Source organism: Acidovorax sp. Leaf191 (assembly GCF_001424425.1).
GTDB lineage: Bacteria > Pseudomonadota > Gammaproteobacteria > Burkholderiales > Burkholderiaceae_C > Acidovorax.
The window spans coordinates 206,441-219,242 of record NZ_LMPT01000012.1 but is presented as its reverse complement, the minus strand read 5'-3'; the positions used below and the strand labels follow the sequence as shown (position 1 = coordinate 219,242).

Genomic DNA, 12,802 nt, shown 5'->3' with positions numbered 1-12,802 from the left:
GTTCGGGCTGAGCCTGTCGAAGCCGGGGCTGGTGACGGCCTTTGACAGGCTCAGGCTGAACGGGCTGTGAAAGTGCAAAGCCGGATGGAATGCTTCCATAGCGCCCGCGTCAGCCGCGCGCCACTGCCGTGGGCGCAAGCTCCTGCGCACGCTTTTGAACAGCGTGGAAGTTGGGGCCGAACGCGGGGCGCTTGATGTAGCGGCCCGTACCCGCCTCCGCACGCAAGTCGCCATTGGCAAACACCACACGGCCCTGGCTCACGGTGTGGGTGGGGATGCCGCGCACGGTGCGGCCCTCGAAGATGTTGAAGTCGCCCTTGCTGAACTGCGTCTTGGCCGAGAAGGTCTTCGTCCCCTCCGGGTCCCACAGCACGAGGTCGGCGTCGGCGCCCTCGCCGATGAAGCCTTTGCGCGGATAGATGTTGAACAGCTTGGCCGTGTTGGCCGAGGTGATGGCCACGAACTCGCTGGGTGTGAGGCGGCCGGTGTTGACGCCGCCGTCCCAGATGGCGGCCATGCGCTCTTCGACGCCGCCGGTGCCGTTGGGGATCTTGGCGAAGTTCTCCTGGCCCATGGCCTTTTGCGCGGCGCAGAAGGTGCAGTGGTCGGTGGCGGTGGTGTGCAGCTGGCCGGACTGCAGGCCGCGCCACAGCGCCTCCTGGTGGATCTTGGGGCGAAACGGCGGGCTCATCACATACGCGGCGGCCTTGGCGAAGTCGGGGTCGCGGTAGACGCTGTCGTCCACCAGCAGGTGCCCGGCCAGCACCTCGCCGTACACGCGCTGGCCGCGCGCGCGGGCGCGGGCGATGGCGTCGGCCGACTCCATGCAGCTCACGTGCACCACGTAGATGGGCACGCCCAGCACATCGGCAATCGCGATGGCGCGGTTCGCGGCTTCGGCCTCGACCATGGGCGGGCGCGACAGCGGGTGGCCCTCGGGGCCGGTGATGCCCATCTTGGCGACCTCCTGTTGCAGCAGGTACACCAGTTCGCCGTTTTCGGCATGCACCGTGGGCATGGCGCCCAGCTCCAGCGCGCGCTTGAAGCTGTTCACCAGGGTTTCGTCGTCGCACATGATGGCGTTCTTGTAGGCCATGAAGTGCTTGAAGCTGTTCACGCCTTCGTCGTGCACCAGCGTGCCCATGTCGGCGCGCACCTGCTCGCTCCACCAGGTGATGGCGACGTGAAACGAATAGTCGGCCGCCGACTTTTCGGCCCAGCCGCGCCACTTGCGGTAGGCGTCCAGGATGGGCTCCTGCGGGTCGGGAATCACGAAGTCGATGATGCTCGTGGTGCCGCCCGCCAGCGCTGCCGCCGTGCCGGTGAAGAAGTCGTCCATGGTGACCGTGCCCATGAAGGGCAGCTGCATGTGCGTGTGCGGGTCGATCCCGCCGGGCAGCACGTACTGGCCGCTGGCGTCCAGCGTCTGCGCGCCGGCCGGGGCCTGCGCCGCCGCACCCTCGCCCACGGCCACGATGCGGCCATCGACGCAGAGGACATCGGCCTGTTGTTCACGGTCGGCGTTGACCACGGTTCCACCGCGGATCAGGAGGGCTTGGGTCATGGAGATCTCCTTCAGGGATGCAGATCAAAAAAAGCAGGCCCGGCACCGGCACCACGGCCGGGCGGGGTCCCAGGTCACTTCTTCTTGGCGGTCAGGTAGTAGTAGGTGCCGGCCACGGCCAGGCTGAAGAACCAGCCCGAGTCGAACAGCGTGAGCCAGATGGCAGGCATGCCCGCCTTGTCCACCACGCCGGACACCGCCAGGTAGCCCGGCAGGCAGGGCAGCACGCCCAGGGCGAAGGCGATGAGCGCATGCAGGTTCCAGCCGTTGCTGTACTCGTAGTCGCCGCCGCGCCGGTACAGGTCGTCCACTTTCAGCACGCTCTTGCGCACCAGGTAGTAGTCCACCAGCAGGATGCCGGCAATGGCGCCCAGCAGCGTGCCGTAGCCGCCCAGCCAGGTGAAGAGGTAGCCGCCCGATGTGGCGAGGATCTTCCAGGGCATGAACACGAGCCCGATCAGCGCAGCGATGACGCCGCCCATGCGAAAGCTGATCTTGGACGGTGCGATCTGGCTGAAGTCGTACGACGGCGACACCAGGTTGGCGGCCACGTTGGTCGTCAGGTTGGCCAGCAGGATCACCAGCAGGCCCAGGCCCGCCGCCACGCTGCCCATCTGGGTCAGCAGGCCATCAGGGAACAGCTGCGCCTTGCCATACAGGATGGCCGATGCCGAAAAGCCGATGACGCCCACCATGGAGAACAGCGCCATGGGCAGCGGCAGTCCGATGGCCTGGCCCATGACCTGGTCCTTCTGCGACTTGGCAAAGCGCGTGAAGTCCGGGATGTTGAGCGCCAGCGTGGCCCAGAAGCCGACCAGCCCCGTGAGGGCCGCCCAGGTCTTGGGCCCGCCTTCCACCACCTTGGCGGGCAGGTTGAAGAGCTGGCCCGACGGCACCTTCATAACCAGCACCACCACGAACAGGATAGATGCGCCGATCATCAGCGGCGCGGCGATGACCTCCAGAAGGCGGATGGATTCCGGCCCCTTCCAGATGAAGTAGATGTGCACGGCCCAGAACGCGAGGAAGCACATGAACTGCGAGGTGCTGATGGTCTCGCCCTGGGCGGGCCCCGCGAGGTTCATGCCCACGATGTTCAGGAAGCCGTGGAGCGCCAGCGCACCGAAGTAGCAGTTGATGGAGAACCAGCCGCACGCCACCAGGCCGCGCAGCACGGCCGGCAGGTTGGCCCCCTTCACGCCGAACGACGCACGCGCAAGCACCGGGAACGGCACGCCATACTTGGGCCCCACCCGGCCGATGAGCACCATCGGTATCAGCACGATGCAGTTGGCCAGGAACACGAGCCACACGGCCATCTGCCAGGTGAAGCCCTGGTCGAGCATGGAGCTGGCCATCGTGTACGTGGGCACGCACACCACCATGCCCACCCAGAGCGCGGCGAAGTCTTTCCAGGTCCAGTGCCGCTGCGCCGCGGTGGTGGGGAGCAGATCTTCATTGGCGAGCGAATTGGATGCTCCGCCGGGCAGGTGCCCTGCCACATGGGCAGCGCTGCCGGTACTGTTGGTCATGCCTGTACTCCTGTCAAAGACGTCGTGGGGGTGGAACACAACCCGCTGCCTGGTCCGGCGTTCTCACGCTGGCAGATGGCGGGCCAAGGGATGCCAGCGATGTTGAGGGCTACGCAAAAAATGCACCAGATGCAGTGCAGCATGCGAGCCCCGTCAACACCCTGCCAACGCACAGGGACTGCTCTGCAGGCCCTGTGGCGAATGCACACGGAAAGCGGTCCATCACACTGCCGCCGCCACCCGCTGGGGGTTGTTCGGGTGCGTGGTCCAGTTGGCGTATTCGCCGGTCACCGGCTTGCCGGTGCGCGCATCGACCTCGCCGGGCTCCAGGGCGCGCATGGTGATGCACTCGGGCACGGGGCAGATCGACACGCACAGGTTGCAGCCCACGCACTCGGCCTCGTTGATCTCGAACTTGCGCACGCCGCCGTCCTTGGTGAAGGTGATGGCCTGGTGCGAGGTGTCTTCGCACACCACATGGCAGCGGCCGCACTGGATGCAGGCATCCTGGTTGATCACGGCCTTTTCGATGTGGTTGAGGTTCAGGTTCTTCCAGTCCCGCACCGTGGGCACGGCCTGGCCCTTGAAGTCGTCGAGCGTGGCGTAGCCGTGATCGTCCATGAAGTTGGACAGCCCGTCGCACATGTCCTGCACGATCTTGAAGCCGTACACCATGGCCGCCGTGCACACCTGCACCGTGCCGCAGCCCAGGGCGATGTACTCGGCCGCGTCGCGCCAGGTGGTGATGCCGCCGATGCCACTGATGGGCAGGCCCGCGGTCTGCGCGTCGCGCGCGATCTCGGCCACCATGTTGAGCGCGATGGGCTTGACGGCCGGGCCGCAGTAGCCGCCGTGCGACCCCCAGCCGTCGGTGCTGGGGCTCATGACCATGCGGTCCAGGTCCACGCCCATGACGGAGTTGATGGTGTTGATGAGCGACACCGCATCCGCCCCGCCCGCCTTGGCCGCCCGCGCAGGGTGCCGCACGTCGGTGATGTTCGGCGTGAGCTTCACGATCACGGGCAGGCGGCTGTAATGCTTGCACCAGGCCGTCACCATCTGGATGTATTCGGGCACCTGGCCCACGGCCGCGCCCATGCCGCGTTCGCTCATGCCGTGGGGGCAGCCGAAGTTGAGCTCGATGCCGTCGGCGCCGGTGTCTTCCACCAGGGGCAAAATGCTCTTCCAGCTCTGCTCTTCGCAGGGCACCATGAGCGAGACGATCATGGCCCGGTCGGGCCAGTTGCGCTTGACGCGCTTGATCTCCTCCAGATTGGTGTGCAGCGGCCGGTCGGTGATGAGCTCGATGTTGTTCAGCCCGATCACGCGGCGGTCCTGCGACAGGAGCGTGGAGTAGCGTGGCCCGTTCACGTTGACGACCGCCGGGTCCTCGCCCAGCGTCTTCCAGACCACGCCGCCCCAGCCTGCCTCGAAGGCGCGGGTGACGTTGATCTCCTTGTCGGTCGGTGGGGCGGAGGCCAGCCAGAAGGGGTTGGGGCTCTGGATGCCCAGGAAATTGCTGCGGATGTCTGCCATGGATGTGCTCCCGTCAATTGCAGTCAGGTTGTGCGGTCAGGATGTGCCGACGATGCCGTCAGGCCACGAGCGCCACCGGCACGCTCATCGCTTCATGGATGGAGATGGCGGCCAGCTTGCCGTGCTCCACCGCCTCCACCGTCAGGTCACGCCCGCCGGCGCGGCAGTCGCCCCCGGCCCACACGCGTGCCAGGCTGGTGCGGCCTGCAGCGTCGGTCGCGATGCGCCCGCCCTCCAGCGCCATCGCCTTGCCCGCGGGCTCCGCCACATAGGTCTGGCCGATGGCCTTGAGCACCATGTCCGCCGCGAGCGTGAAGGTCTCGCCGGTGTTCACCAGCTTGCCCGCCGCATCGAGCGCCGTGGCCGCAAAGCGCACGCCCGTCACGGCGCCGCCTTCGCACAGCACCTCCTGCGGCGCCGCCCAGTGGCGGATGGTCACGCCGTTCGTCTGCGCCCACTGCTGCTCTACCTTCGACGCCGACATGGCGTCTGCTCCCCGGCGGTAGACGATGGTCACCTCTTCGGCGCCCAGCTTGCGGGACTGCACGGCGGCGTCCACCGCCGTCATGCCGCCGCCGATCACCACCACGCGGCGGCCCACCGGCAGGGTGGACAGGTCGCTGCTCTGGCGCAGCTCGGCGATGAAGTCGACGGCATTGCGCACGCCAGACGCCGTGGGCTCCGCCACGCCCAGCGCATTCACGCCCTGCAGCCCGAGGCCCAGGAAGACCGCATCGTGGCTGGCCAGCAGGCCGTCGAGCGTGATGTCGCGGCCCAGCTGCTGGCTGGTGCGCACCTCGATGCCACCCACCGACAGCAGCCACTCCACCTCCTTCTGCGCGAAGTTGTCCGTGGTCTTGTAGCTCGCCAGGCCGTATTCATTGAGCCCGCCCAGCTTGGGGCGCGCGTCGAACAGCACCACGTCGTGCCCGCGCAGCGCCAGCCCGTGGGCGCAGGCCAGGCCCGCAGGTCCCGCACCCACGACGGCCACGCGGCGGCCGGTGGGCGCGGCGCGCTGGAACATGGGCGCGCCGGGGTTGGCGAAGAAGGCGTCGGTCGCGTAGCGCTGCAGCGCGCCGATCTCCACCGGCTTGTCCTCGTTGGTGTTGCGCACGCAGGCCTGCTCGCACAGCACCTCGGTGGGGCAGACCCGGGCGCACATGCCGCCGAGCGGATTGGCCTCCAGGATGGCGCGCGCCGCGCCCCGGTTGTTGTCCTGCGCGATGCGGTGGATGAACGACGGGATGTCGATGCCCGTGGGGCAAGCGGTGGCGCAGGGCGCGTCGTGGCAGTAGTAGCAGCGCTCGGCCTCGATGAGGGCCTGCGGCCGGGTCAACGGCGGGTGGGCGTCGCTGAAGTTGACGGCGTAGTCGGCCAGGTTCAGGCGTGCGGCATGAATGCCGCAGGCACGGCTTGCGGGTGTGTCCATCAGATGTCCTCCGAAAGGTGCGGGGTGGTTGTGCAGGCCGGGCCCTTGCTCGCTGGTTCGGCCGGGGTGGGCGCGGGCGCCCGGTGCAGGTGGCGCGCGCCGCTGCCGGGGCGGCGGCGGGCAGCCAATGCGGCGCCAGCGTGGGTGCTTGCGCCCGCAGACTTCGGAGGTTTCATCGTGGTCCTCGCTGTGGGGGTGCAGGTGCCCACGGCTTGGTGTGCCGCGGTGCCCTGCGTTGTGGGCCAATTTACCAACCCGTAAAACTTTACCAATTGGTAAAATCCCTAGAGCAAACGCCATGCCAGCCAAATGCCAGTTTCCAGGCCCCGGCTTGTTCCACAATGGTGCAATGACCGACGCCCGCCAGTCCCCGGCTGCCCCCGCCCCCCGCCCTGCCAAACGCCCCCGCGCACCCGCCGCTGCGGTGGCCACCACCGCCGACGACACCGGCCCCCGCGCCCCCAAGGCCTCGCGCCTGCGCAAGGAGCAGGGCATCCTGGCCGAGGCGGAGAACCACTTCGCGCAGTTCGGCTTCGAAGGCGCGTCGCTCGAGAGCATTGCCGCGGCCATCGGCATCAGCCGCCACAACCTGCTGTATTACTTTCCGAGCAAGGAGGCGCTGTACCAGCGCGTGCTCGACGACGTGCTCACCCAGTGGCTCGAAGGCATGGAGGCCCTGTCGCACAGCGATGACCCCCAGCAGGCCCTGCGCCGCTACATCCGCGCCAAGCTGCAGTACTCGCGCATGCGCCCCCAGGGTGCCAAGGTGTTCACCAAAGAGGTGATTGCCGGTGCACCACGCTATGGCACCGCCATCGCAGAACGCGTGGGCCCGCTGCTCAAGACCGAGGTGCGCACCTTCGAACGCTGGGCGCGCGAGGGCCGCATCGCCAAGGTCAACTTCACGCACCTGATGTTCATCATCTGGTCGGTCACGCAGGCCTATGCGGAACAGGAGGCGCAGTTCGCCCTGCTGCTGGGCAAGCCCGCGCTGACCGAGCGCGACTACAACAATGCCGAGGAGCTGATCGTGCGCATGGTGCTGAGTGCGCTGGGGCCCGGCGCCACCGCCTGATGCACCCCAGGCGCTGCGGCCGGGCATCTACGCAGCCAAACACCGCATTTGCTATTAAATTTATAGCTTGTTGCGCTTTCCAGATGCGCGGTAGCGGCCTTTTTTATCTGAAAATTTGATCTGCTCACGCCTGGCGCTGCTGCCACAGCACATCCAGTACGTGCTGCGTGGCGCGCTCCAACGGGCCTGCGCGGTGGGCGATGCCCAGCGGCCGCCACAGCGCGGGGCGCAGCGGCAGCATGCGGATGCGCGGGTCGAGTGGCGTGGAGGATGTGGCCTCGTGCGGCAGCAGCGTGGCGCCGTAGCCTGCGGCCACCAGGCTCTTGATGGCGTCGTTGTAGTTGAGCTGGATGCGCGCCTTGGGGTGCGCGCCCGCCAGCGCAAACCATTCCGCCGTCAGCCGCGACAGGCTGGTGCCCACATCGTTGAGGATGAGCGGCTGCCCCGCCAGCCACTTCGGCGTGGCGCGCTGCGGCGCTGGCCAGGCGGACGGCACGAACGCCATCACCGGATCGCGCCGCCAGGGCTGCACCTTCACGCCCTGCACGGTGGCCTGCGGCAACGCCACCAGGCCCACATCCAGCGACCCGCCGGCCAGGCGCGCCATGGTGTCCTGCGTGGTGAGCACGGCCACCTGCACGTCGATGCCAGGGTGGTTCTGCCCCAGCACCTCCAGCGCCTGGGGCAGCAGGTGGGCAATGGCACCGGTGGAGGCCCCCAGCCGCACGCGGCCCGCGAGCCCCTGCACCTGGCGCTGCACCACATCGAGCGCCTCGTCCGCATCGGCCAGCAGCCGCCGCGCGCGCTCGATCAGCGCGTCGCCCACGCCCGAGGGAGTGACCTCGCCGCGCTTGCGCACCAGCAGCGGCGCGCCGAACAGCGCCTCCAGGTCGGCGATGTGCAGGCTCACCGTGGGCGCCGCCAGGTGCAGCACCCGCGCGGCTTCGGCAAACGAGCCCAGGTCTGCGATGGTGACCAGCGTGCGCAGCCGGTCGAGGTTGAGTTCGCGCATGACGTTCAGTAAATCTGATGCTGATGTTTGTGAAATTCAACTTTTCAAATTCTAGGGCGCGGCCGAAGATTCGTCATTCCTTCGTTTTTTCTTCAGCCATTCCATTCATCAGGAGCACCGCATGAGCGCACCCTTGGTTTTCATCGACGGCGATCAGGGCACGACCGGCCTGCAGATCCACGAACGCCTGCACGGCCGCAGCGACCTGCGCCTGCTCACGCTGCCCGAGGCCGACCGCAAGAACCCTGCGCGCCGCGCAGAAGCGATCAATGCCTGCGACATCGCCGTGCTGTGCCTGCCCGACGGGCCTGCGCGCGAAGCGGCGGCGTCCGTGGTGAACCCCGCCGTGCGCGTGATCGACGCCAGCTCGGCCCACCGCACCGATGCGGACTGGGTCTACGGCTTGCCTGAAATGAGCGCCGCGCAGTCCGCCCGCATCGCCTCGGCACACCGCGTGACCAACCCCGGCTGCTACCCCACGGGCGCCATCGCGCTGCTGCTGCCGCTGGTGCGGGCAGGCCTGGTGCCTGCGGACCATCCGCTGGCCATCCATGCCGTGTCGGGCTACTCCGGCGGCGGCCGCGCGCGGGTGGACGAGCACGAAGGCGCGGGCGCGTCGCAAGCCCCCGCGTTCCAGGTGTACGGCCTGGGGCTGGCCCACAAGCACACGCCCGAGATCGAGAAACACGCGGGCCTCATGCAGCGGCCTTTCTTCCTGCCGGCCTACGGCTCGTTCCGCCAGGGCATCGTGCTGACCATTCCGTTAATGCTGCGGCAACTGCCTGCAAGCGTGACTGCCGACCGGCTGCACGCCTGCCTGCAGCAGCACTACGACGGCGCGGCGCATGTCGAGGTGGTGTCGCTGCAGGATGCGCAGGCAGCGCAGCACCTGGACCCCCAGGTGCTCAACGGCACCAACCAGTTGCGGCTCTCCGTGTTTGCCAATCCGCAGCACGGCCAGGTGCTGCTGAGCGCGGTGTTCGACAACCTCGGCAAGGGCGCGTCGGGCGCTGCCGTGCAGAACCTGGACCTGATGCTGCAGCACGCCGCCTAGCGGCCATCTGCGCCGGGTGCGCGGGTCGCGCCGGGCGCGCCAGACCACGGGTCGCGCTGCGGCGGTGGAAGCGCGCCCCACACAGCGCCGCGTGCACACAGATCCCGGCCGCTGGCAAGCCGCGCCGCAGAGGCCCCGCACAGATGCAAGGGCTTGGCCCCGCAGTGCGGCGGGCGTTCCTAGAATCGGCCGCTTCTCCAGCTTTGCAACGGACCCGCACCATGATCCAGTGGACCGCCACCACCACCAGCTACGCCCTGCTGGGTCTGGCCATCGTGGCCGAAGTGCTGGGCACCAGCGCGCTGAAGGCGTCCGACGGCTTCACACGGCTGGTTCCCAGCGCGGTCACCGCCGTGTGCTACGCAGTGTCCTTCTACCTGCTGTCGCTCACGCTCAAGACCCTGCCCATCGGCATTGCCTACGCCATCTGGTCGGCGGTGGGCATCGTGTTGATCTCGACCGTGGGCTGGCTCTACTACGGCCAGCGGCTGGACGCGCCCGCCATTGCCGGGCTGGGGCTCATCGTGGCCGGCGTGGTGGTGGTGAACCTGTTGTCCAAGACCACGGGGCATTGACGCTCGCTCGTTGCACCGCCCACGCCACTGCCCAGCCACCACTACAGCCCCGTTCCATGAACACAGCATCCACTCCACTCACCGGCACCAGCGGTACGGTCCTCGTGCAAGAGCAACAGATCACCCGCGCCGACCTGCTGGTGATGCTGGCGGACACCCCGGCGCAGCGCCTGCACTTCGAGCACTGCGACTTCGACGGCGCCGACCTCTCGGGCCTGGCATTGCAGGGCGCGCAGTTCACAGGCTGCAGCCTGGCCGAGACCTCGCTGGCACGCGCCCAACTGGGCGACACGCGGTGGCTCGGCTGCAGGGCCCGGCAGGCAAGCTTTCATCTCGCGCACCTGACCGACGCGCGCTTTCACCACTGTGACCTGAACAACACGCTCTGGACCAAGGCCACGCTGGCGTCGGCCTTGTTCGCCGAGGTCAAGCTGACCGGCGCGCAGTTCCATGAAGCGCAGACGCTGGGCCTGAGCTTTCACGACACGCTGCTGGTGGGCGCGGACCTGCGGGGTATTTCGTTTCGCAAGCAGACCATCGAACAACTGGACATGTCCGACGCCGACGTGTCGGGCTGCGACTTCCGCGATGCGGTGTTCGAAGGTGGCAGCCTGCGCGATGCCCATCTCAAGAACGCCCGCTTCGAAGGCGCCGACCTGCGGTCGGTGGACCTGGGCGGGCTGCGGCTGGCCCAGCTGGCGCAATCCTTCAAGGGCGCGATCCTCTCCACCGACCAGGCGGCCGCGCTGGTCAGCGGGCTGGGCATCCGCGTGATGTAGCAGCCCAGCCGGCGCCGCGGGCCGCCGGCATGCGCACGCCGTGCTCAGCCGCGCGGCTTGTACGCCGTGACGTCGATCTCCACCTTGGCGTCGATCATGAGCCGCGACTCCACCGTGGAGCGCGCGGGCCGGTGCTCGCCAAAACACTCCATGTACACGCGGTTGAAGCTGCCGAAGTCGCGCGCGTCGGCCAGCCACACGCTGACCTTGGCCACGTCGGCCAGCGTGCAGTCGGCCAGCGCCAGCGCCTGCGTGAGGCGCAGGAACACCTGGCGCGTCTGCGCCTCGATGCCCCCCGTGATGACCTGGCCCTGGTCATCGGTGGGCACCTGGCCCGACACAAAAACGAAGTCCCCGGCGCGCGTGGCGGGGGACAGCGGACGGGCCTGCCGGTCGGAGGCAAGCGGGGACTGACCGAGGGTTTCTACTGGCATTGAAAGTGCTCCTTTGAGTAAAGATATTACATACAAAACGCCTATCAAGCACATATCGAGCGGATTTCTGGCATCGAAAGTGCTTATCAATGTAATCCTATTACTTAGAGGTGCACGATGCAAACTTCTGGAACCAATGTGGTGCGACCCTGGCTGACGCTGCGCCACCAGGCCGCGCGGCGCGGGCTGCTGGGTGCGCTGGCAGTGGCCGCGCTGTGGGGAATGGGTACTGGCACCGGCTGGGCCCAGGCGGCCCCTGCACCGGCCAAGGGCGGCGCCGCCAACCTGGCCATGGTGGGCGAGCCCCAGGGCCTGGACCCGATGGTGAGCACCGCCGACCTGGTGGGCACCATCATGCAGCACGTGTACGAGCCGCTCTACACCTTCGACGCCAACTGGAGCATTGCGCCCATGCTGGCCGAGGGCATGCCCACCGTCTCCAAGGACGGCCTCACCTACACCATCGCCCTGCGCAAGGGCGTGAAGTTCCACAACGGCCGCGAGATGACGGCCGAGGACGTGGTGGCCTCGCTGCAGCGCTGGATGGAGCTCTCGCCGCGGGGCAAGGCCGTGGGCAAGGAAGTGGCATCACTGGCCGTCAAGGGCACGCACGGCGTGGAGCTCAAGCTCAAGAACCCCTATGCGCCGCTGCTGGCCCAGCTGGCGCTGCCCAGCGGCATGGCGGCCATCCTGGCCAAGGAAAGCATCGCGCCGCAGCTCAAGGAGTTCATCGGCACCGGGCCCTACAAGTTCAAGGAACGCCGGCCGGACCAGTTCACCGTGCTGGTGCGCTTTGACGACTACGCCGCCCGCAAGGAAGCGCCCAGCGGCTACGCGGGCCGCCGCGAAGCGCTGCTCGATGAGCTGCGCTTCGTGCCCGTGCCCAGCGCCAACACCCGGGTCGAAGGCGCTTTGTCCGGCCAGTTCCACTATGCCGACCTGCTGCCGGTCGAAGCCATCGGCCGTGTGGAAAAAGGTGCGCCCGCCGTGGTGCCCATCGTGACCAAGAACTTCGGCTTTCCGTACATCGTGTTCAACACCAAGGAAGGTGTGCTGGCATCGCAGCCCCTGCGCCGCGCGGTGCAGACCGCGGTGGGCACGGGTGAGCTGATGGCCGCAGGCTTTGGCGATAACCGCTTCTTCATGGTGGAGCCCAACTTCTTCCCCAAGGGCACGCCCTACTACTCGGACGCGGGCGCCAAGCTGTACAACGAGCGCAACCCCCAGGCCGCCAGGGAGCTGGCCGCCAAGGCGGGCTACAACAACAGCCAGCCGGTGCGCATCATGGCCAGCCGGCAGTACGAGTTCCACTACAACATGGCGCTGGTGATGTCCGAGCAGCTCAAGAAGGCGGGCTTCAAGACCGACCTGCAGGTGGTGGACTGGGCCACCCTGGTGCAGCGCCGCAACGACGCCAAGCTGTGGGACGTGTACTTCACGCATTCGGGCCTGTTCCCAGAACCCATGCTGTCGCCACCCCAACTGGGCGACGGCGCACCGGGCTGGTGGGAGTCCGACGCCAAGAAGTCGACCCTGGCCGCGTTCAACCAGGAGACCGATCCGGCCAAGCGCGGTGCGCTGTGGGGCAAGGTGCAGCAGGTGGTGTACGACGAGGTGCCATTCATCGAGGTGGGCAAGTTCAACGGCCTGTCGGCGCGATCGGCCAAGCTGTCGGGCTACACGCCGGCGGTCTGGCCGTTCTTCTGGAACACATGGATGAAGTAACCCCCCGAAGCGCCTGCGGCGCCTCCCCCGAGGGGGCGCCTCCGGTGGCCCGGCAAAGCCGGTTCCACGGTGGCACTGGCTTGGACC

The 12,802-nt window shown here is 67.8% G+C and carries 11 protein-coding genes; 5 read left to right on the top strand and 6 right to left on the bottom strand.

Features of this window, described 5'->3' with window-relative positions; all coding sequences use genetic code 11:
- Nucleotides 1–109: 109 nt before the first annotated feature.
- The 4 genes from hydA to ASG27_RS09505 all read right to left on the bottom strand — a co-directional run bounded on the left by hydA (nt 110) and on the right by ASG27_RS09505 (nt 6,061).
- Nucleotides 110–1,564 carry a dihydropyrimidinase gene (gene hydA, locus ASG27_RS09520; RefSeq protein WP_056415260.1) on the bottom strand — a complete coding sequence of 485 codons (1,455 nt, stop codon included), beginning with the start codon at nt 1,562–1,564 and terminating at the stop codon, nt 110–112.
- Between the two features lie 74 nt (nt 1,565–1,638).
- Complete coding sequence (locus ASG27_RS09515) at nt 1,639–3,096, bottom strand: NCS1 family nucleobase:cation symporter-1 (RefSeq protein ID WP_056415258.1); 1,458 nt, start codon at nt 3,094–3,096, stop codon at nt 1,639–1,641.
- Between the two features lie 222 nt (nt 3,097–3,318).
- Nucleotides 3,319–4,632: an NAD-dependent dihydropyrimidine dehydrogenase subunit PreA gene (gene preA, locus ASG27_RS09510; protein ID WP_056415255.1), complete on the bottom strand. Its 1,314-nt coding sequence runs from the start codon at nt 4,630–4,632 to the stop codon at nt 3,319–3,321.
- Between the two features lie 58 nt (nt 4,633–4,690).
- The gene (locus ASG27_RS09505) at nt 4,691–6,061 is read right to left on the bottom strand and encodes an NAD(P)-dependent oxidoreductase (protein WP_056415253.1); all 1,371 of its coding nucleotides are present in this window, start codon (nt 6,059–6,061) and stop codon (nt 4,691–4,693) included.
- Nucleotides 6,062–6,410: 349 nt separating this feature from the next.
- Between ASG27_RS09505 and ASG27_RS09500 the strand changes: the two genes are divergently transcribed.
- Nucleotides 6,411–7,136, top strand: coding sequence for a TetR/AcrR family transcriptional regulator (locus tag ASG27_RS09500; protein WP_235503983.1), 726 nt, complete (start codon nt 6,411–6,413; stop codon nt 7,134–7,136).
- A gap of 124 nt (nt 7,137–7,260) precedes the next feature.
- Here the strand turns inward: ASG27_RS09500 and ASG27_RS09495 are convergent, their stop codons facing one another.
- Nucleotides 7,261–8,148 carry a LysR family transcriptional regulator gene (locus ASG27_RS09495; protein WP_056415250.1) on the bottom strand — a complete coding sequence of 296 codons (888 nt, stop codon included), beginning with the start codon at nt 8,146–8,148 and terminating at the stop codon, nt 7,261–7,263.
- 121 nt (nt 8,149–8,269) lie between these two features.
- On the opposite strand from ASG27_RS09495, the gene argC reads away from it, so the two are divergent.
- The 3 genes from argC to ASG27_RS09480 all read left to right on the top strand — a co-directional run bounded on the left by argC (nt 8,270) and on the right by ASG27_RS09480 (nt 10,556).
- Nucleotides 8,270–9,202, top strand: coding sequence for an N-acetyl-gamma-glutamyl-phosphate reductase (gene argC, locus ASG27_RS09490; RefSeq protein ID WP_056415246.1), 933 nt, complete (start codon nt 8,270–8,272; stop codon nt 9,200–9,202).
- 221 nt (nt 9,203–9,423) lie between these two features.
- Nucleotides 9,424–9,777, top strand: a complete 354-nt coding sequence (locus ASG27_RS09485) for an SMR family transporter (protein ID WP_056415243.1) — start codon at nt 9,424–9,426, stop codon at nt 9,775–9,777.
- A 56-nt stretch (nt 9,778–9,833) separates the two neighbouring features.
- Entirely contained in the window at nt 9,834–10,556 is a 723-nt protein-coding gene (locus ASG27_RS09480; protein ID WP_056415240.1) for a pentapeptide repeat-containing protein, read from the top strand.
- Nucleotides 10,557–10,600: 44 nt separating this feature from the next.
- Here ASG27_RS09480 and ASG27_RS09475 read toward each other — a convergent pair whose 3' ends face one another.
- A complete protein-coding gene (locus ASG27_RS09475) occupies nt 10,601–10,990 on the bottom strand; it encodes a RidA family protein (RefSeq protein ID WP_056173325.1) in 390 nt (129 codons plus the stop codon).
- 117 nt (nt 10,991–11,107) lie between these two features.
- On the opposite strand from ASG27_RS09475, the gene ASG27_RS09470 reads away from it, so the two are divergent.
- Nucleotides 11,108–12,715, top strand: coding sequence for an ABC transporter substrate-binding protein (locus tag ASG27_RS09470; protein ID WP_082485898.1), 1,608 nt, complete (start codon nt 11,108–11,110; stop codon nt 12,713–12,715).
- Nucleotides 12,716–12,802 lie beyond the last annotated feature (87 nt).